Origin of the sequence: Sphingobium sp. AS12 (assembly GCF_019097845.1) — a bacterium.
Taxonomy (GTDB): Bacteria; Pseudomonadota; Alphaproteobacteria; order Sphingomonadales; family Sphingomonadaceae; genus Sphingobium.
Genome location: NZ_JAHRGM010000067.1, coordinates 259216 through 278027, shown reverse-complemented (window position 1 = coordinate 278027; position 18812 = coordinate 259216). Strand labels below are relative to the sequence as shown.

Annotated in this window: 17 protein-coding genes and 1 tRNA gene; 10 read left to right on the top strand and 8 right to left on the bottom strand. The window is 61.8% G+C overall.

Features of this window, described 5'->3' with window-relative positions:
* The first annotated feature begins 270 nt into the window (after positions 1-270).
* A complete protein-coding gene (locus KRZ98_RS20985) occupies positions 271-987 on the top strand; it encodes a type I restriction-modification system subunit M N-terminal domain-containing protein (RefSeq protein ID WP_217675171.1) in 717 nt (238 codons plus the stop codon).
* On the opposite strand, the gene KRZ98_RS20980 is transcribed toward KRZ98_RS20985, so the two are convergent.
* Positions 923-1495, bottom strand: a complete 573-nt coding sequence (locus tag KRZ98_RS20980) for an integrase arm-type DNA-binding domain-containing protein (protein ID WP_217675170.1) — start codon at positions 1493-1495, stop codon at positions 923-925. The genes KRZ98_RS20985 and KRZ98_RS20980 overlap by 65 nt on opposite strands.
* 344 nt (positions 1496-1839) lie before the next feature.
* Between KRZ98_RS20980 and KRZ98_RS20975 the strand changes: the two genes are divergently transcribed.
* Both KRZ98_RS20975 and KRZ98_RS20970 read left to right on the top strand, forming a co-directional pair.
* Entirely contained in the window at positions 1840-2193 is a 354-nt protein-coding gene (locus KRZ98_RS20975; protein ID WP_217675169.1) for a helix-turn-helix domain-containing protein, read from the top strand.
* Entirely contained in the window at positions 2190-3491 is a 1302-nt protein-coding gene (locus KRZ98_RS20970; protein ID WP_217675168.1) for a type II toxin-antitoxin system HipA family toxin, read from the top strand. Before KRZ98_RS20975 ends, KRZ98_RS20970 begins: the two co-directional genes overlap by 4 nt.
* A gap of 601 nt (positions 3492-4092) precedes the next feature.
* Here KRZ98_RS20970 and KRZ98_RS20965 read toward each other — a convergent pair.
* A complete protein-coding gene (locus KRZ98_RS20965; protein WP_217675167.1) occupies positions 4093-4755 on the bottom strand; it encodes an OmpW family protein in 663 nt (220 codons plus the stop codon).
* Here KRZ98_RS20965 and KRZ98_RS24475 point away from each other — a divergent pair.
* Both KRZ98_RS24475 and KRZ98_RS20960 read left to right on the top strand, forming a co-directional pair.
* Entirely contained in the window at positions 4721-4846 is a 126-nt protein-coding gene (locus KRZ98_RS24475; RefSeq protein ID WP_302849138.1) for a hypothetical protein, read from the top strand. The two genes, KRZ98_RS20965 and KRZ98_RS24475, sit on opposite strands and share 35 nt — an antisense overlap.
* A 45-nt stretch (positions 4847-4891) precedes the next feature.
* Positions 4892-6199, top strand: a complete 1308-nt coding sequence (locus KRZ98_RS20960; RefSeq protein WP_217675166.1) for a radical SAM protein — start codon at positions 4892-4894, stop codon at positions 6197-6199.
* Positions 6200-6459: 260 nt separating this feature from the next.
* Here KRZ98_RS20960 and KRZ98_RS20955 read toward each other — a convergent pair.
* From KRZ98_RS20955 to KRZ98_RS20945, 3 genes are all read right to left on the bottom strand, one after another.
* Positions 6460-6536, bottom strand: a tRNA-Ile gene (locus KRZ98_RS20955).
* Positions 6537-6568: 32 nt separating this feature from the next.
* A complete protein-coding gene (locus tag KRZ98_RS20950) occupies positions 6569-7606 on the bottom strand; it encodes a polysaccharide deacetylase family protein (protein WP_217675165.1) in 1038 nt (345 codons plus the stop codon).
* A gap of 46 nt (positions 7607-7652) precedes the next feature.
* On the bottom strand, positions 7653-9377 hold the full coding sequence (locus KRZ98_RS20945; protein WP_368389857.1) for a sensor histidine kinase: 1725 nt from the start codon (positions 9375-9377) through the stop codon (positions 7653-7655).
* 203 nt (positions 9378-9580) lie between these two features.
* On the opposite strand from KRZ98_RS20945, the gene KRZ98_RS20940 reads away from it, so the two are divergent.
* Positions 9581-10054 carry an Lrp/AsnC family transcriptional regulator gene (locus KRZ98_RS20940; RefSeq protein WP_006950751.1) on the top strand — a complete coding sequence of 158 codons (474 nt, stop codon included), beginning with the start codon at positions 9581-9583 and terminating at the stop codon, positions 10052-10054.
* Between the two features lie 44 nt (positions 10055-10098).
* Here KRZ98_RS20940 and KRZ98_RS20935 read toward each other — a convergent pair whose 3' ends face one another.
* Both KRZ98_RS20935 and KRZ98_RS20930 read right to left on the bottom strand, forming a co-directional pair.
* Entirely contained in the window at positions 10099-11340 is a 1242-nt protein-coding gene (locus tag KRZ98_RS20935) for a hypothetical protein (protein ID WP_217675163.1), read from the bottom strand.
* Between the two features lie 86 nt (positions 11341-11426).
* On the bottom strand, positions 11427-12701 hold the full coding sequence (locus tag KRZ98_RS20930; protein WP_217675162.1) for a hypothetical protein: 1275 nt from the start codon (positions 12699-12701) through the stop codon (positions 11427-11429).
* Between the two features lie 296 nt (positions 12702-12997).
* Here KRZ98_RS20930 and gyrA point away from each other — a divergent pair, with 296 nt between their 5' ends.
* Together gyrA and KRZ98_RS20920 are read left to right on the top strand one after the other, a co-directional pair.
* A complete protein-coding gene (gyrA, locus tag KRZ98_RS20925) occupies positions 12998-15673 on the top strand; it encodes a DNA gyrase subunit A (protein ID WP_217675161.1) in 2676 nt (891 codons plus the stop codon).
* Positions 15670-16017, top strand: a complete 348-nt coding sequence (locus tag KRZ98_RS20920) for a DUF952 domain-containing protein (RefSeq protein WP_217675160.1) — start codon at positions 15670-15672, stop codon at positions 16015-16017. Before gyrA ends, KRZ98_RS20920 begins: the two co-directional genes overlap by 4 nt.
* Here the strand turns inward: KRZ98_RS20920 and KRZ98_RS20915 are convergent.
* Positions 15996-17129, bottom strand: coding sequence for a glycosyltransferase (locus tag KRZ98_RS20915; RefSeq protein ID WP_217675159.1), 1134 nt, complete (start codon positions 17127-17129; stop codon positions 15996-15998). The genes KRZ98_RS20920 and KRZ98_RS20915 overlap by 22 nt on opposite strands.
* A gap of 53 nt (positions 17130-17182) precedes the next feature.
* On the opposite strand from KRZ98_RS20915, the gene KRZ98_RS20910 reads away from it, so the two are divergent.
* Complete coding sequence (locus KRZ98_RS20910) at positions 17183-18061, top strand: lysophospholipid acyltransferase family protein (protein WP_217675158.1); 879 nt, start codon at positions 17183-17185, stop codon at positions 18059-18061.
* Between the two features lie 32 nt (positions 18062-18093).
* Positions 18094-18738 (top strand): phosphoribosylanthranilate isomerase, encoded by a 645-nt coding sequence (locus KRZ98_RS20905; protein WP_217675157.1) that lies wholly within the window; start codon positions 18094-18096, stop codon positions 18736-18738.
* Positions 18739-18812 lie beyond the last annotated feature (74 nt).

Sequence of the window (18812 nt, the reverse complement as noted above, 5' to 3'; positions counted from 1 at the left end):
TCGGTGCCAAAAGCCGCAGCGGTTTACAGGAAAAATCCCTTTAAATCAAAGCAGGTTGGTGGACTCTTAATCAGCGGGTCCTTGGTTCGAGCCCAAGTGCGTCCACCATTTTTCAATGACTTACAGCAGTTCGAGGGCGAGAGCCGAGACGCTGGGTACCAATGGGGTACCAGAGCTGCTTTCGGCTATTCAGCGCAAAAATCACGTGCGTCTGCTGCCCTCAGCCGATAGAGGAAAGCAAAGCAGAATCTCGGGGGATCAACGTTACTTATGACCGACGCGCAGAAGAAGGAGTTGGAGAAAGCGCTTTGGGCAATCGCGAACGATCTGCGCGGCAAAATGGATGCGGACGAGTTTCGCGATTACATCTTGGGCTTCATCTTCTTCAAATATCTGTCTGAACGAATTCACCTATACGCCAACAGTATTTTGAAACCTGACGATATCGAGTTTACCGATATTCGCGAAGGAACCGATGACGGCGATGAATATCTTGATGCGGTTCGTGCCGAAGCGATTGATGAGTTAGGCTACTTTCTTAAGCCGTCTGAGCTGTTTGCGTCGATCGCCGAACGCGGCAATCGCAAGGGTGATAATTTCATCCTCGACGACCTGACTCGCATCCTCGAAAACATCCAAAAATCGACAATGGGGGCGGCTAGCGAGGAGGATTTCAACCACCTCTTCGAAGATATGGACCTCGGTTCAACCAAGTTGGGGCGCACGGTCAGCGAGCGCAACGACCTGATCGCAAAAATCATGACCCGGCTCGATGGCTTGGATTTTCGACTGGCCGACATCAACAGCGACGTTCTCGGCGATGCCTATGAATATCTGATTGGCAAGTTCGCCAGTGGCGCAGGGAAAAAGGCTGGGGAGTTCTACACCCCGCAACAAGTCTCAACGATCCTTGCGCGCATCGTCACCACCGGACGCGACCGGTTACAGAATGTCTATGATCCGACGCGCGCTCGATGCACCAGTTGAAGAATTTGCGCACCCGCGCGAGGATGCGATTGGCTTGATAGTAGGCTCCGCGCGCGACGGCGGCATCAAAGATCGTGATGACCTCACGGCGTTCGAGCGAGCGGATATCCCGCCCTTCGAACCGCGATATCAATTCACGATCAAGCACACGCTTGGTTTCTTCCCATGCTCGGGTGCGCGGCTTGGCATATTTTGTGATGAATAGGTCGACGACGTCCTCGACCCGCTGGCCCTTTTGCGTCTTTTGTGTTTGCGGGGCGACGCCGCGCTGGGCATCGCGCAACACTTCGAGCGCCTTTTGACGGGCGGACGACAATGTCACCAAGGGATAGTGACCGATGCTGACCCGGCGCTGGCGGGTACCAATGCGGGTCACGACAAAGAAGCTCTTCTGATTCTTGGGCGAGATGCGCACCCCGAAGCCGGGCAATAGCTTGTCGCGGACCTCGTATCGTTTAGTCTGCGGCTTGAGATGGGCAAGGGATCGATCGGTGATGGACTGCTGCATGGCTACCTCTAGAAATTGCGGTAGCGATCTAATAATCAGCGAACCCAGTGCCTTTCAAAGACTTTACCAGAGCGTGGAAGCTATGAAACGGAAAGGTGCAGCCTGAAACGTTGGCGACGATCTTCCAAGGCGTTGCCGACCTGCGAATCATGAAGTCCCGCGGGCACGCATAGTCAGCAAATGATAATCCGCCTTATCAGACGAAATGGTGCCATTTGAGAGCTTATATCGCCACATAATACGATTTATCCGGCTCATCTCCGCGCTGGCTGCTTGCAAGTTCATATCGCCACATGTGACGATATCATCTTGACAATCGCTCTCTATTCGTCATATGTGGCGATATGAAAATCAGTCAGACCATGCCTGAAGTTGCGATGCTCGAAGAGTTGGGCCGCAGGGCGCAGCAGCAGCGCGTCGGACAGAATCTTACCCAGCGTCAGCTTGCCGATGCGGCGGGCGTGTCACCGCGCACAATTGAGCGCTTTGAAGCGGGAAGCCCAATCCAGCTCGACAAATTTGTTCGCATCCTGCGCGCGTTGCGCCTGTCGGACAATCTCGATCAACTCATCCCTGAAAGCGACATCCGCCCCCTGCAATTGATCGGCGCGAAGACAGGACATCGCCAACGCGCCTCCAGCCGGAGGCACGCGGCAAACGCTTCACCAAGCGGCTGGGTTTGGGGTGACAAAGCATGACAACCGCAGAAGTCTGGCTCTGGGGTCGGCGCATCGGGGCCGTCACGCTACCCGCCAATGACCGATTTGCGACCTTCGAATATACACCTGATTTCGCCGCAAGCGGCATTGAAGTCTCGCCCGTCACGATGCCACTTGGTCGGCAGCTTTATCGTTTTCCTTCCCTTCCGCCGGTATCGTTTCACGGACTTCCGGGCCTGCTGGCAGATTCGCTGCCCGATAAATATGGTAATGCCCTGATCGATGCATGGCTCGCAACACAAGGTCGCCTGCCGAGCGATTTCAACGCCGTCGAGCGCCTATGCTACACTGGTGCACGTGGAATGGGCGCGCTTGAGTTTCGCCCAGCGGACGGCCCGAACTTCACGGTCTCGGAAAAGATCGAAATTGAAGAGCTCACCAAGCTTGCATCTGAAGTTCTGTCACATCGCGCAGAGCTCAACGTCACCTTTGCGGGAAAGGACAAAGCCGAAGCACTTCGAGAAATCCTTCGGGTCGGGACATCGGCGGCTGGCGCGCGGGCCAAAGCTATCATCGCTTGGAACCCCGCGACCAATGAAGTGCGCTCCGGGCAAGTGACTGCACCAGACGGGTTTGAATATTGGCTGGTCAAATTCGACGGTGTCGCCAACAACAAGGACCGAGAGCTTGCCGATCCGCAGGGCTTTGGCGCGATCGAATATGCCTATTCTCAAATGGCGCTAGACGCTGGCATCAGCATGACGCCCTGCCGCCTCTTCGAAGAAGGCGGTCGTCGGCATTTCATGACGCAGCGCTTCGACCGTTCACCAGACGGCGACAAGCTGCACATGCAATCCTTGGCCGCGCTTGCCCATCTCGATTTCAACGATCCCCGCGCCAATTCCTATGAACAGGCCTTCGTGGCTATGCGCGCCCTTGCCCTGCCGCAGTCTCAGATCACGCAACAGTTCCGGCGGATGATTTTCAACATCGTCGGCCGCAATCAGGATGATCACGTCAAAAACATTGCCTTCCTCATGGACCGCAGCGGTAAGTGGAATCTGTCTCCAGCGTTTGATATTGGCTATTCTTACAACCCGGATGGGGACTGGACATCGCAGCATCAGATGTCGGTCAACTTCAAGCGCGACGGCTTCGCCCTTGATGACCTGATCGCTGCCGGTCGCTCAGCCGACGTGAGCCCCCGCGAAGTGAAAGCCATTCTGGCAGAAGTGACGGAAAGCGTCTCCCGCTGGCGTGAGTTTGCCAAGGATGCAGACGTCAAACCGGCCTTTATCGACAACATCGCCAAGACCGTTCGCCTGTCGATCAGCTAACGCCAGTTGCCAGAGTAGCGCCCAATTTCGTATCGCTAACGACACTCACCGGACGGCAGGCGCAATGTCCCTGCCCCAAACCTCACCCGGTACCCCAGCTTACCCACTATCTGTTACCCCAAATCGCTGGGTACCAATGGGTAACAGACGACAACAATTGAGCAAAAGAGCCTGCAACGATAAGCGTCGATCTGGGAGCGAAAAGACCCGCTGAACAAACGTCTTATGCAACGCTATGCGACGATTTAATAACCTATTATCAGATACTTAGCCGCGCTCTTAATCAGCGGGTCCTAGGTTCGAGCCCTAGTGCGTCCACCATTTTTCCCAGCAAAGATAATTCTCTATGCCTTTGGCGGGTTGCGAGACGTAGTTATACTTTCCAGCAAAAGCACATCGCAAGCCACCCTCCGACAGTGAGCGGGCGTCGTGCTTTCAGTGAATGTGAGCGCAGTCCGGGTCGGAATATCAAGCAATTGCTGGTTATCCTCACCCCCTGAGTCATCGCTCTACAAGCGCGCGCGAATTTAGACGGTGCGCAAACGGAAAATGGCCCGGACGACGGATCGCCCAAGCCATTTACCTGCGAGCCGGTTCGCGATCAGAAGCGCATACCGACACCGACGCCCAAAACGAGCGGGTCGAGGCCCAGCTTGACGCGCTGGACGCCAGCAGCCGTGGTTGCCAGTCGTGCCCTCGTGTCGATGTCGATATATTTGACGTCGATATTGAGGAAAATTTTGTCGTTCAGGTCGATATCGACGCCCACCTGCCCGGCCCAGCCGACGCTATCCTTCATATGCACCTTGGTCTTGCCAACGGCTGTCTCCAGGGCGGTGGATGCATCTTCGGCGTAGAAAAGCGTATAGTTGATGCCCGCACCGACATAAGGGCGGATATGGCCATCGACCACGGGGTGATATTGGATCGTCAGCGTCGGCGGCAGCACCCAGGTCGAAGCGAGCTTGCCGATGCTGCCGGTCGTCCCGGTGCGGCCGCTGGCGCTATGTTTCGTGGTCGCGGCGATCAATTCGAAACCGATATGGTCGGTCGCCATATAGGTGACATCGACTTCGGGCATGATGCTGTTGTCGACCGACACCTTTTCGCCCGGAAATGCGGGCAGAACACTGCCGCTCTTCTCGTTGGGCGCGACCATGATCGTGCGCACGCGCAACAGAATGTCACCCTGTTTGGCCTGGGCCGGTCCGGCGATCAGTGCGCCGGTCATGGCGCCGGCCAGCAAGAAAGTTTTTATGCGCATTATTGTCTCCGTCCCTGATGTTGCGGTCAATAATGGCTTTGTAGGCTTGGCCAGCCGGTCGTTCCTTGACGCCGCGCAATCAGAAATTTGATCCTGCGCAATGCGTTGACATGCGGCTGGTGGCACGCCGCTTTCCATGTTCCGATACTATCCCGATCTGCTGGCGGACCCCGTGCCGCGCTACACCAGCTATCCCACCGCAGCGCAGTTCACCGACGCCGTCGGGGCGCAGGCCCTGACGGAGCGGCTCGTTACGCTGCCGCAGGACGCCGGGATTTCGCTCTATCTGCACATCCCCTATTGCCACGACATCTGCTGGTATTGCGGCTGCAACACCGGTGCCGCGACCCGGCCCCGACGGCTCGCCACCTATGTCGATGCACTGGAGCAGGAAATCGCAATGGTCGCGTCACGCCTGGGCGGGCGAAGGCGCGTAACCCATATCGCCTTTGGCGGTGGCAGCCCCAATTCACTGCCGTTGGTCGACTGGGTCCGGCTCAATCACCAGTTGCTGCTATGCTTTGATACCAGTGCGGCTGCCCTGTCGGTAGAAATCGATCCCCGTCGCCTGGACCGGGCATGGATCGACGCGATGGGCCAGATCGGCGTGTCGCGCGTCAATCTGGGTGTGCAGACCTTTGCGCCGCACGTCCAGAAGGCGATAGGGCGGGTGCAGCCGGTCGACATGGTGGAAGCCGCGGTTGCCGGGTTGCGCCGTGTTCAAATCGATGTTGGTTTTGACCTGATGTACGGCCTGCCTGGCCAGAGCGAGGCGGATCTGGCGGAGACACTGGAAACAAGCATCCGTCTGGCGCCGTCGCGGATCGCCCTGTTCGGCTATGCGCATATGCCGCACCTGTTGCACCGTCAGCGCCGGATTGCGCAGGCCGACCTTCCCGACATGGCCATGCGGTTCGCAATGGCGACGCAGGGTCATAAGATGCTGACTGCTGCGGGCTATCGCGCGATCGGCTTTGACCATTTCGCGCTGCCCGGCGATCCCCTGGCGCAGGCCGCGACCAGTGGCACGCTGCGACGCAATTTTCAGGGCTTTACCGAGGATGACAGCGACGTGCTGATCGGCCTTGGCGCCAGCGCGATCAGCCAGTTTCCCGACCTGATCGTGCAGAATGAGAAAAATGCCGGTGCCTACAGGGAGTTGATCGCGCAGGCGCGGCTGACCGCGACGCGCGGCGTCAGGCGCAGCACTGACGACCAGGAACGCGGCCGACTGATCGAGCGCTTGCTATGCGACGGGTCAGCGCCAAGCGAGGGGATTGGGCAAACCCGCGACCTGACCAGATTTGTCGCCATGGGCATTGCTCGTGTGAATGATGGGATGATCGAGATTCGCCCGGAGGCGGAACCTTATGCCCGGTCCGTCGCGGCCTGCTTCGACGCTTATCTTCGCCCTGCCGAAGGACGATTCAGCCATGCCGTTTAACAAGCTGATATTGGCGCTGGGCATAATGGCCACGTCGCTCTCTACATCGGCTGATGCGAAAAGCAGTACCGGGGCAGGACGCTATTTTTGCGGCGAAGCACCCATTGACTGGTCGCCACCATGGGAAAAGCCCCGGACCGATGGCCATGATAGCCTTGCCTGTCATCTGATGCTCAGGGAGCAACGGAAGAAAGCGAAATAAGGGTGCGTGACTGCCGCGCGAGCGGTGTGAACAAGCATGGCAGTGCAATGATGGAAATTGGTGGGCCCGGCAGGACTTGAACCCGCAACCTATCCGTTATGAGCGGACAGCTCTAACCAGTTGAGCTACAGGCCCCACCTTGTCAACGAACGTCCGATTAGGCAGCATCACGCCGCTTGGCAAGCCTCGATACGCATGGGAATGGCGTTAAGAAACTGATCCAGGCTGGCTGCCCCGACGCCCCGTTTCGCCAGATGCGCCAGCACTGCGTCCCACCAGCCGTAAAAGGCGGTGCGGTCGGCCTCATTGCGGACATAGGGCGTATGGCCTGGCTCCAGCGTGGGCGAATGGAAGCTGAAATTGAGGACAGGGACGCCTTCCTCGATCAAGGCGTCGATCGCGGCGATGGCTTCGGGCGCGGATATGCCTTCGGGGGTCAGCGGTACGCGGCTCAGCATCCGGGCGCGCGACAGGGCGCCGGCGAGCGGTCCCATGGACTGGGCTGCGCGGTAAAGCCGCTCGCCCGCGCCGCGCAGCAGGCCGACAAAGGCGGTGGACAGTGGTAATTCCACCAGCGTCCGGTCAGGACCAGCCCAATAGGGCATCTGGGGCAAGCCGCAAAAATCCGGGCCATGCTGGTGGCTGTAGTCGAACCGGCTGCGCACCGAACTGTCGAGCCGGAACCCGGCTTCGCTCAGCAACCGCGCGCTGTTGGGACCAACGCCATAGCGACCGGCACGATAAGCGATGGGGCGCTGGCCAAAGCGCTCCTCGATCCGGCGGCATAACGCCTCCAGCTTAGCGCGCTCCACTGCTTCGGGCAGGAAGCCGACATAGGAGTTGGCGGCGCTGACGTCCTCGACATGGGGCGGGTTGACCCAGGGGTGGAGATGCGCGCCGATATCGGCGGTGCCGTCGCTGACCCATTGCGCCATCATCGCTGATGCGGCGTCGCTATCGATTACGGGATAATCGGTGACATAGACGGGCTTGACGCCTGCCGCCGCGAAATAGGCCTGCCCCCGCGCCATGCCCGGCAGGGCGGTGACGCCATGGCCGGTGCGGCTGAACGGGGCGTTCCAGTCAAATTCTTCTTCGGTATCGACGAACAGCATGAATCGCGTGCCGAACCCAGGATCGAGGGTGATCCTGTCCTGCGGCAAGGGCGGGGCCAGCAGGTTGCCGTCATGGGGGGAAACAGTCATGCGCTACCCATAGCGCGCAATGGTTGCCATAGGGTTGCCGTGCGCGTCAGGCGTGGGCGGTGCCTTCCGCGAGGTTGGCGGCCGGAATGGCGAGCAGCAGCCGCCCCGGCTCCACGTCCAGACTGCCGCCGCATGTCCCGGCAAGGCTGCGGATCAGCCGTAGCGAAAAGCCCAGCCCCAGCAGCGGGCCATCGGCCCAGTCGCCTTCGGACGTATAGCCCGGATCGAGCAGTTGCGCTTCTTCCATGCCCGCCAGGCTGGAGGGACGGTCGATGGCCAGCACAACCCGGCCATTGGTGCCTTCGGGCTGGAACCAGCAGGCACCGGTTACCGCCTCCCCCTTTGGCGCGACAGAAATGATCGTCCGCAACAGATGTTGCACCATGCGTTCGCCTTGCACCGGATCGATCCGCACTGGCGGCAGGTCGGGTGCCATGGCGATGTCCACCTGCGCAGCGCCCTGATCGCGGAAGCGGTTGGCGATCTGGCGCACCAGCGGTTCGGGATCGAGCAGTTGCGGCGCGCTGACATCGTCGCCTCGCGATACGCGGGCGGCAAGGTCCAGATCGTCAAAGGCCGCCAGCAGATGACGTGCATCGACCGCGATATTGCCCGCCATGTCGCGATATTCCGCGCCCGCCGGGCCGAACAATTCCTGTTCGATAATCTCGGCAAAGCCCAATATGGCGTTCAGCGGCGTGCGCAGTTCATGCACCAGCTGGCGCAGCGAATCCGCCGACAGGCCGCTCAGCCCGTCCGGCGCAGGCGCGTGCTGCGCCGCCACCTCATGCAGGAAAGGGCGTCGCGCCTGACCGCGATAGCCCTGAAAGCGGCCTGAACGGGGATCGAAAAATGGGGTGGCGGACAGTCGCCATTCGCCCGCCATCGTCCCGCCGACAATGGCGAACCGGCCATTCTGAAACCCGCTGCGCCGGGCAAAGGCTCCCGCGACATGGCCATCCGGCCCGCTGCCGCCCTCCAGCGCTATTTCGCCCAGCGACAAGCCGATCAGCGCCGCGCGCGGTCCCTGGTCGATCCACAAGATGGTGCCAGCGGCGTCCGTCTCGAACGCGAAATCGCGCGGCGGTGTGCTGCTGTTAGGCTCCTCAGCCGCCAGTGGTTCCAGCGGCGGGGGTGGTGGCCGGGTGCTGGTGAAATGGGCGATCCGGTCGACCAGATTGCGAATCTGGTCCTTGTCGCCGACAGGCGCGCGCAGCGGCGTGACCGTGCTGGTCTCCACCTCAACCTCCGGCGCGTCGTTCGCCGGGACCATATCGGCCGTGAGCAGCATGTCGCTGTCGCCCACCATATCCTGCCGCACGGTGGTCAGCACCAGATCGGACGGACCAAAGGCTTCGAGCGCCAGTCGCGCCGCCGGACCGATATCGCGCCGCCCGCGCAGGACGCCGCGCGCCGTGGGCGTCAGCCGGGGTAGCAAATCTTCCCACATCATGTCGGGCAATTGCGCCCGCGCCATCGCCGCGGCAGCAATGGAAGGGCGATCATGGGCAAAAAACTCGACCAGACTGGCCGACCGCAGCCGCCCGCCCAGTTCGACGACGGTGGCAATACGCTGCGTTTCCGACAGCTTGGCGCGCAATCCTGCCAACCGGTCGAGCAATGCCGCCCGCTGGTCCGCCGCCATCGGCGCGCGATCGGCGCGGTCATGCTGCGCCAGCAGATCGACGCACTGACGCCACAACGTCACCGCGCCCAGCCCGGCACGGTCCTCGGCGGCCAGCACTGTCTGCATCAGATCGTTGAAACGCACCAATAATCCCCATATGGCCGTGGCGCAGGCAGGTGCCCGGTGCGCTCAGCGGCTGTAACGCACCTACCGATAAGCCCTCGCCCCGCAAAGGAAAAGGGGCTGGTTACGCGAACGAAAGCGATCGTCGCATAGTGGGACAATTGCATTGCCCTGAAACATTATTATGATGGGACAGGAAAACAGGACAGGAAATAAGCACAATAATGGCCGGCCCGAATATCGACGACATTGATCTGCAAATTCTGGGTGAATTGCAGCAGGATGGCAGGATGACCAACGTGGAACTGGCACGTAAGGTCGGCCTGACCGCGCCGCCATGCCTGCGCCGCGTCCGATCGCTGGAGGAAGCGGGTGCCATCACATCCTACCATGCCGTGGTCGATCCGGGGATGCTGGGCTATACCATCACGGTGTTCGCGATGGTGAGCCTGAAAAGCCAGGCGGAAGCGGACCTCAAAGCCTTTCAGGACCATGTCGCGGAACTGCCAGAGGTTCGCGAATGTCACATGCTGAATGGTGAGATAGATTTCATTCTGAAGGTCGTGGCGAAAGACCTTCAGAGCTTTCAGCAATTTCTGACCTCCAAACTGACGCCAGCGCCCAATGTGGTGAGCGTCAAGACATCGCTCACCATCCGCACGTCCAAGAATCTGCCGGGCGTGCCTTTGCCGGTGTGAATCATCAGGCGCGGTGCCGGATCATAAGCTGATCCGGCCCGCGATCACGCGGTCTTGCGGCTTTGCTGATCGACCCAGACCGACCAGAAGCCGGCCACGCTGGCCCAGTTGCCGCTGGCCTGGCTCAGAGCCGCCTGCGCGCCGGGCAGGTCGCCGGATCGCGCCAGCGCAACGCCCAGCCGAGCGTTGACGCGACCTGCATCGACACCGCCCTTGGCCAGCGCCAGCCGATATTGCTCGACCGCCTGGGGGAATTGCCCCAGCGAGAAATAGCTGTCGGCCACGGCCTGCGCATCCTTGCCAGTCGCCGCGCCAGCCGCCTTCTTGGCTTGCGCGGGCAAGGCCGCGATTTCCTTGGTCGCCTTGGGCGTGACCGCTTTCAGCAGCGACGTGGTCGCAGGCTGGGTCGCGGTCAGCTTGCCGGCCTTGCGGCCAGCCTCGATGATGGACTTGGCTTCGGCGAAATAGCCGGATTTCTCGGCCAGTTGGGCATAGGCCTGATAATCCCGCTCACTCGCCATCGCGCCATTAGCGGCTTGCAGGCGGTACAGGTCGAGCTGGAGCTGCGAATCTATGCCCGCAGCCGACAGATAATTGGTGATCGCCGAACGCCAATCCTCCCGCGCGCCTGCCTGGATCAGCCGTTCGCGATAGAGTTGGCCGACTTCGGTCCAGTCGCCGGCCTGATAGGCCATGGAAATGGCGCGGTCGGACCAGGCGAGCGGCATGGGCTGACCGGAGGCGCGCTGACGGGCGATCGCCTGCTGGACGAACGGGCGTGCCTCCTTGGGCTTGTTGCGGCGCAGGGCAATGTCGGCGCGCAGGAAGGTAGCGTCGATGCCGTCATAGCCAAGGGTCTTGGCATAATCGAGCTGCGCCACCGCATCGTCATAATTGCCCACGGCGTAGGACAGATAGCCCGCGACATAGCGCAGCCGTGGCGCATCCTTCTTGGGCAAGGAGTTGGTCTTGAACAGGTCGGTCAGGGCGATCCGCTGCGCCTGGACATCGCGGCGCTGCGCCGCCAGTTCGAACCGAAGCCCTGCCGCGACATAATTTTCAAAGTCCGACATGGGCGCCAGTGCCGCTATGCGCGCATTGGCGGTCGTCACGTCACGCGCTTGCAGCGCGGCCTGCGCCGCCGTCACATTGGCGCGAAACGCATCGGACATGGCAATGACGGGACCGACCGCGACCTGCTTTTTTGCAAGGCCGGGCGTCGCCATCAGCAACGCCCCTGCCAAGGCAACCGGCAGGCCCGCAAAAGTGAATGTATGAAATCGCATGGCCCCAAAAGCCTCCCCGGAACGCAACTTTATCAATATAGTAAAGGCGCGCCGTCGCCACCGGAGCGGCGACGGCGCGCACCATGTCAGGCGCCCTTGGTGCCCAGATAGGCAAGCCACAGACCGGCAATCTGCTTACGCGCGCCGCCCTGCACAGCTTCAAACGCTGCCTTGGCGGCCGCATTGTCGCCGCTCATCAGCTTCGCGATGCCCATGCGGGTGTTGATCTCGTCCGCATCGACGCCGCCCTTCTGCTTGGCGAGTTCGAACATCGCAGCTGCCTTGGCATAATCGCCATAGCCCAGATAGGCGTCAGCCGTTGCTGCGGCGATCTTGCCGTTGGCAGCCTTCTTCGCATCGGCTTCCGCGGCTCCCAGCGAACCCTTGTCGCCAGCGATCCGGCCCGCGGCGGTCTGGTAGAGATCACCGCCCTGGCTGGCGTTCAGCACGCCCTTCGAACGGCCAAGGTCGATCGAGGATTTGACCTCTCCATAAATGCCGGTCTTGGACGCCATTTCTGCATATTCGACAAAGTCACCGGCAACGACCAGACCGCCGGACGCCGACAGGAGACGCAGCACGTCGAGATTTTCGCGATTCGTGATGGTCGGATTGGCGCGCTGGAACAGCCGCACCAGCGTACGCAAATTCGTGCCACTCGGCTCTGCCTGATAGGCCATCTTCGCCCATTCGGTCACTTCGGGCAGCTTGGCCGCTTCGGCCCGGCCAACGCCGATCTGATACCATTGGGCCGGTACTTGCTGTCCGGCAGCCTTCAAGGCGTCAGCCGCAGCCTTGAGTGCGGCAAGCCCCTGAACATTGAAACCGCGCGCAGGCTCGACTGACGCATTACCCGTACCCGCCTTGCCGAAATAGGCTTGGGCAAGGGTCGGATTGACCGCTTCGGGCTTGTAACCCGCCGCCAGTGCTGCCTGGCCGCGCTTGATCGCCAGATCATAATTTTTGGCACCCATCGCCTGTTCGGCGGCGACAGCATTGAACTGGCCCGCCTGTTCGGGCGGGGTGAGACCGCTGTCGAGCATCTGGCTCAGCGCTTCACCTTGAAGTGCGGTGTCCTTGCTTGCGATCGAGGTGTTCAGCTTGATCGCGCCGATCTGATATTTGTCGTCGTTGCTGACAGCCTTGGTATCGGCATCGGCCAGCGCAGCCTTGGCACCGGCGAAATCCTGCGCTTCGGCGGCCTTTTGCGCGGTCTGGAGCGCTTTGATGACTTCGGGCGAAACATTCAGCTTCGGCCCTGCCTTCTTCTCTTCCTTCTTCGCGGCAAAGGCGGGGGCGGTGATCGCGCCGCCGCTTACTGCCAGAGCCAGCACGAGCGCCACCGGGGTAACAAAACGCATGATCCTCATCTCCTTTTTGGCGCCGGGCGGGGGAAGCCATGGGCGACTGTAAAGCTGTTGTGCGCCGATTAGGGGGCGGCGCGTGAATGGCCATTGAACAAGCCTATATCGGCGGATTTTGCAACTGTCATGCACACGCTTCGTTCCGTATGCGGTGCTCATCACCCCCTGCCCTGCCCGCTGCCCTGTTTGTCAGCACATGCGGGCGCGCGCGTGAGCGCGCGAGGGGTGACAGATTTGTTTCGCTCCGCTAGTGCGAACGCAGAAACACATTCCATCCAAAAAAGAGAATCGCCTTGACCGACGAGACCAGCCTCGCCGACCCTTCGGACATCAGCCCCGTCAGCATCGTCGACGAGATGAAGGCGAGCTATCTCGACTATGCCATGTCGGTCATCGTGTCCCGCGCCCTGCCGGACGTGCGCGACGGGTTGAAGCCGGTGCATCGCCGCATTCTCTTCTCCGCCCAGGAATCGGGTTTCGTCTATAACCGCCCCTATCGCAAATCTGCGCGTCTGGTCGGTGAAGTCATGGGTAAATATCATCCCCATGGCGACAGCTCGATCTACGACGCATTGGCGCGGATGACGCAGGACTGGTCGATGCGCGTGCCGCTGATCGACGGTCAGGGCAATTTTGGTTCGATGGATCCCGATCCGCCAGCCGCGATGCGTTACACCGAAGCGCGGCTGGCCAAGGTCGCCAATGCGCTGCTGGAGGATCTCGACAAGGATACTGTCGATTTCACGCCCAACTATGACGCTTCGGAAAGCGAGCCGCAGGTGCTGCCCGCGCGCTTCCCCAACCTGCTGGTCAATGGCGCGGGCGGTATCGCGGTCGGCATGGCGACCAACATCCCGCCGCACAATCTGGGCGAAGTCATCCGTGCTTGCCTGGCCTATATCGACAACACTGGCATCACCATCGACGAACTGATCCAGATCGTCCCCGGTCCCGATTTCCCGACTGCGCCACTGATCCTGGGCCAGTCGGGCGCGCGCAGCGCCTATCATACCGGCCGCGGTTCCATCATGATGCGGTCGCGCCATGTCATCGAGAGCGGGCGCGGCGACCGCGAATCCATCGTCTTGACCGCGATTCCCTATCAGGTCGGCAAGAACGGCCTCGTTGAAAAGATCGCCGAAGCCGCCAAGGAAAAGCGGATCGAGGGGATCAGCGACATTCGCGACGAATCGAGCCGCGAAGGCGTGCGGATCGTCATGGACTTGAAGCGCGACGCGACCCCCGAAGTCGTGCTGAACCAGTTGTGGCGCAACACGCCCGCGCAATCGAGCTTCCCCGCCAATATGCTGGCGATCCGTGGCGGTCGCCCGGAATTGCTGAACCTGCGCGACATCATCGAAGCCTTCGTCAAGTTCCGCGAAGAGGTGATCACCCGCCGCACCAAGTTCGAGTTGAACAAGGCGCGCGACCGGGCGCATATCTTGCTGGGTCTGGTCGTCGCGGTCAGCAATCTCGATGAGATGGTCCGCATCATCCGCGGATCGTCCAGCCCCGCCGAAGCGCGCGAAAAGCTGCTGACGCGCGAATGGCCGATCGGCGAGATCGCGCCCTATATCCGGCTGGTCGAGGCGATCGACATCGAGGTTTCGGGCGATTTCTACAAGCTGTCCGACCTTCAGGTCCGCGCCATCCTGGACCTGCGCCTGCACCGCCTTACGGCGCTGGGCCGCGATGAAATCGGCAAGGAACTGGCCGAACTGGCCGACGCGATCGCTGAATATCTGGCGATCCTGGGCGACCGGATCAAACTCTATGCCGTGATGCGCGAAGAGTTTGAGGCGATCGAGCGCGAGTTCGCCACCCCGCGCCTGTCCGAAATCACCGCCGCTGCCGACGGCATTGAGGATGAGGATCTGATCGAGCGCGAGGATATGGTCGTCACCGTGACGGTACAGGGCTATATCAAGCGCACCCCGCTGGAGAGCTTCCGCGCTCAGGCGCGTGGCGGCAAGGGCCGGTCGGGTATGGCGACCAAGGATGAGGACGCGATCACTGAATTGTTCGTGACCTCGACCCATACGCCGGTGCTGTTCTTCTCGACCGCGGGCAAAGTCTATCGCCTGAAAGTATGGCGCCTGCCCGAAGGCGGGCCGGCGACGCGGGGGCGGCCGATGGTCAACCTGCTGCCGCTTGCGGCCGGTGAAACCATCCGCACCGTGCTGCCGCTGCCCGAAGATGAGGATAGCTGGAAGGATCTGCACGTCATGTTCGCGACAGCGAACGGCACCGTGCGCCGCAACAGCATGGACGCTTTTGCCAATGTGCCGAGCAACGGCAAGTTGGCGATGCGTTTCGACGAGGGCAGCGAGGACCGGCTGATCGGCGTCGCGCTGCTGACCGAAGAGGATGACGTGCTGCTCGCTACCCGGCAGGGCAAGGCGATCCGCTTTGCCGCCACCGACGTGCGCGAGTTCCAGAGCCGCACCTCGACCGGTGTGCGGGGTATGACGCTCAAGAGCGACGATGAGGTTATCTCGCTGTCCATCCTGCATCGTTCGGGTGCCAATCAGGAGCAGCGCGAGGAATATCTGCGCTTCGCCCCGTGGAAGCCGGAAAAGGAAGGCGAAATGGCCGATCAGGCGATGTTCGCCCACATGCGCGAGCATGAGCAGTTCATCCTGACGGTCTGCGCCAATGGCTATGGTAAGCTATCATCGGCCTATGATTATCGCCGTACCGGACGCGGCGGCCAGGGCATCACCAATATCGATAACATCGGTCGCAATGGCCCAGTCGTCGGCAGCTTCGCCGCGACCCATGGCGACCAGTTGATGCTGGTGACCGATCAGGCCAAGCTGATCCGCATGGGCCTAGACAGCCTGCGCGTGATCGGTCGCAATTCGGCGGGCGTCCGCCTGTTCGACGTGGCCAAGGACGAGCATGTCGTCAGCGCCGCGCGGATCGAGGAAAGCGACGAGGGCGAGACCGAAGCGGCCGTCGAGGCATGAGCGACCTGTTCGCCTACAAGATATTGACGGCGGACCAATATGCGCAGTTGAAGACCGACGGCGTGTTTGCGGGCGCGCCGGTCGATCTGGCCGACTGCTATATCCATATGTCGACCCGCGATCAGGCAGCGGAGACGGCGGCGAAGCATTTTGCCGGGCAGGACCGGCTGGTGATGCTGATGGTCGATCTCGCGCCGTTCGGCGATGCGATCAGATGGGAAGAATCGCGCGGCGGTGCGTTGTTCCCGCATCTTTATGGCGAGCTGCCGTTGAGTGCGGTCGCGGGCAAGGTAGTGCTACGGATCGGCGACGATGGCCTGCATCAATTCCCGGCGGGTTTTTGATCCACCCGCTTCATCCGCACGACCAGTCCGCGCCTGACCCAATAATCCCAGCCGCCCCAGCGGATGCGCGATGATGTGGCGGCGGTCAGTTGTACGATGAGATGCGCCCAGCTGACCGCAAAGGGCGCGATGCAATCCCACCAGAGCGATCGGCGCGCGCGCCTCGTCTGATCCGACTCCAGTACGCTGGCGAGGATCGCCCGTCGCGCCAGCGCCCGGCCCCATGCCGCGCCATAGCCGACAGCAACCATCTCCCAGCCGCCCCAGACCAAAGCCCAGACCCATGCAGCCGCCTGCACCGCGACGACCAAAGTCGCCAGCGCCCACATGCCAGGGCTGTTGGTGATGATATGCCGATATTGCCGGACGCCGAAGCCCAATACCTGCGCGGCATTGCCTGCCAACGGACTGGCGACGAGCAGGTCGCGCACCGGTCGCAACCGCATTTTCGCGCGCCAGCCAGCCAGACCAATCGCCATGTCATCGGACAGTCGCCCCGCCATCGCTCGGTCGAGGTCCAGTCGGTCGGCCACATCCCGCGTCAGCGCCATCGCGCCGCCCCAGGGCATGGTCGCGCTGGCGAAGCGGGGCAGGGTTGCCAGTTGCATCTCGACCGCGCCGACCAGCGCCAGCATCGGCCCACGTTCGGGCAAGAGCATACGATAGCCGGTGACGATGTCCGCCTTCCCCCGAACCAGCGGAAAGAGCAGCCGCCCGACCAGCCGCGCGGGCGGTTCGATGTCGGCGTCAATGAACAGGACATAGCGATCGTCCGGCCGCAATGCCTGCAGCGCGGCGCGCAGCTTGTGGATTTTCTGGCCTTCGTCGCTGGCTTCCCCGGCATGGACGACTTGCACCCAGTCGGCTTCGCGCGCAGCCAGCGCTGCGGCGGCGGCGCACGCGCCCGATGTCGCGATCAGCAGGCGGAAGCGAGCCGTTTGGGCCTCCAGCCGGGCGATCAGCTCTGGCCCGCCATCCCAATCGTCGCGTACCGATAGCAAAACAACTACGCCGTCGGGCGTCTGGACCTTCCGATCCGTTGGCAGGTGACGCCAGTAATTGATGACGCCCAGCAGGCTTAGCCCCTGAAGCAATATCCATAGCCACAGCATGTTACGCCAGCGCCCCTTTACCGTCCCGGCTGCTTCTGTATGACGCTATCCCCATGCTCTCCAACCCCTTTCTCTTCGCCCTGCTGCGGCTCTTGCCCGCAAGCATAGCCTCCTGGCTGGGCGGCTGGCTGTCGGTCACCTTCGCCCGCCCGCGCATGAAGTTGCGTGATGCGCGCGCTCGCGCCAATCTGGCTCTGTTGCGGCCGGATCTGAGCGTGGAAGAACGCGAGGCGGTCCTCACCCGGCGGTGGGAGAATATTGGGCGAACATTGGCGGAACTCGCGAATATCGATCGACTGGTCAGCCCGCGTCATGTGCGGGTGCATGACGCAGCGGGCTATCAGGCCATACTCGACATGCCTGGCCCGATGATCTTCCTGACCACGCATATTGGCAATTGGGATTTGATGGCCGCGCATCTCAAGGCCGCGACGGATCGCCCGCCGTTGGGCGTTTATGATCCACCAGATAATCCCAAGATCGCCGCCCAACTCAAGCGCGCCCGGCAAAGCTATATGGGGGAAGCGATCACTGGCAGCGGCGGTGCGGCACGCGGCATCGTTCGGCATCTGACCAAAGATCGGGCGATGCTCTATATTCTGGTCGATGAACGACGAGAAGCGCAGGTCTGGTTCCCGCGTTTCAGGCGCGACCTGCCGCCATCGGGCAATCTGTCCGTCGCGCTGCGGCTGGCGCGCAAGTCAGGCGCGCGGTTCACACCCTTCTATCTGACGCGCACCAACGGGCCGCATTTCGATCTGCATTGGCATCGACCACTCGACCCGGTGCAGATGAGCGATATCGAAATGGTCGCGGCCATCGACGCTTTTCTGGCGCGCGCCTGTATCGACCATGCGGACGAGTGGCTGGCGCTGCATGATATGGACCTGACTTTGCCCGGCCATACGCCCCCTGCCCCTCCGGTCATGTGACTTCGCGCGGTATCACGGCTAAAGCCCCTGCCATGTCCCGACTCGCGATCAAGATTTGCGGCCTTTCGACTGCCGATACGGTGGGGGCCGCCGTGCGTGCGGGGGCGAGCCATATCGGCTTTGTCCATTTTCCCAAAAGCCCGCGCCATGTTGATGCCGCCCAGATCAAGGCGCTCGCCGCCATCGCGCCCGCCCATGTGGAACGGGTCGGCGTGGTGGTCGATCCGACCGACGAGATGCTGGACGAACTGGTCGCGACCGGCGCGCTGACGGCCCTGCAATTGCATGGCAAGGAAAGCGTGCAGCGGGCCGCTGCGATCCGCCATCGTTTCGGCCTGTCGGTGTGGAAGGCGATTTCGGTCAAGACCCGCGCGGACATCGACGCCGCCAATGCCTATGCCGGGGCGGTGGACCGGCTGCTGTTCGACGCCAAGACGCCCGATGGCGCGGCCTTGCCCGGCGGCATGGGGCTGCGGTTTGACTGGACGTTGCTGCGCGGCGTGGCAGTGCCGGAACCATGGGGCTTGTCGGGCGGCCTATCGGTGGACAATGTCGCCGAGGCGGTGCGTATCACCGGCGCGCCGCTGATCGACGTTTCGTCGGGCGTGGAAAGCGCACCGGGCATCAAGGATATGGACAAGATCATCACCTTCTGCAAAGCGGTTTCGCAATGTTGACGCCGCCCGCCTTTGTCGCGCGCATCGGGACACGATGGCGCTGATCGCTTCCCTCCATTCGAAGCGAACGCCCA

What these genes read in the sequence shown, in the direction of transcription:
- KRZ98_RS20985 (WP_217675171.1), top strand. Translation starts at nt 271, where the DNA reads ATGACCGACGCGCAGAAGAAGGAGTTGGAGAAAGCGCTTTGGGCAATC.
- KRZ98_RS20980 (WP_217675170.1), bottom strand. Translation starts at nt 1,495, where the DNA reads ATGCAGCAGTCCATCACCGATCGATCCCTTGCCCATCTCAAGCCGCAG.
- KRZ98_RS20975 (WP_217675169.1), top strand. Translation starts at nt 1,840, where the DNA reads ATGAAAATCAGTCAGACCATGCCTGAAGTTGCGATGCTCGAAGAGTTG.
- KRZ98_RS20970 (WP_217675168.1), top strand. Translation starts at nt 2,190, where the DNA reads ATGACAACCGCAGAAGTCTGGCTCTGGGGTCGGCGCATCGGGGCCGTC.
- KRZ98_RS24475 (WP_302849138.1), top strand. Translation starts at nt 4,721, where the DNA reads ATGGCGCCGGCCAGCAAGAAAGTTTTTATGCGCATTATTGTCTCCGTC.
- KRZ98_RS20965 (WP_217675167.1), bottom strand. Translation starts at nt 4,755, where the DNA reads ATGCGCATAAAAACTTTCTTGCTGGCCGGCGCCATGACCGGCGCACTG.
- KRZ98_RS20960 (WP_217675166.1), top strand. Translation starts at nt 4,892, where the DNA reads ATGTTCCGATACTATCCCGATCTGCTGGCGGACCCCGTGCCGCGCTAC.
- KRZ98_RS20950 (WP_217675165.1), bottom strand. Translation starts at nt 7,606, where the DNA reads ATGACTGTTTCCCCCCATGACGGCAACCTGCTGGCCCCGCCCTTGCCG.
- KRZ98_RS20940 (WP_006950751.1), top strand. Translation starts at nt 9,581, where the DNA reads ATGGCCGGCCCGAATATCGACGACATTGATCTGCAAATTCTGGGTGAA.
- KRZ98_RS20935 (WP_217675163.1), bottom strand. Translation starts at nt 11,340, where the DNA reads ATGCGATTTCATACATTCACTTTTGCGGGCCTGCCGGTTGCCTTGGCA.
- KRZ98_RS20930 (WP_217675162.1), bottom strand. Translation starts at nt 12,701, where the DNA reads ATGCGTTTTGTTACCCCGGTGGCGCTCGTGCTGGCTCTGGCAGTAAGC.
- KRZ98_RS20920 (WP_217675160.1), top strand. Translation starts at nt 15,670, where the DNA reads ATGAGCGACCTGTTCGCCTACAAGATATTGACGGCGGACCAATATGCG.
- KRZ98_RS20915 (WP_217675159.1), bottom strand. Translation starts at nt 17,129, where the DNA reads ATGCTGTGGCTATGGATATTGCTTCAGGGGCTAAGCCTGCTGGGCGTC.
- KRZ98_RS20910 (WP_217675158.1), top strand. Translation starts at nt 17,183, where the DNA reads ATGCTCTCCAACCCCTTTCTCTTCGCCCTGCTGCGGCTCTTGCCCGCA.
- KRZ98_RS20905 (WP_217675157.1), top strand. Translation starts at nt 18,094, where the DNA reads ATGTCCCGACTCGCGATCAAGATTTGCGGCCTTTCGACTGCCGATACG.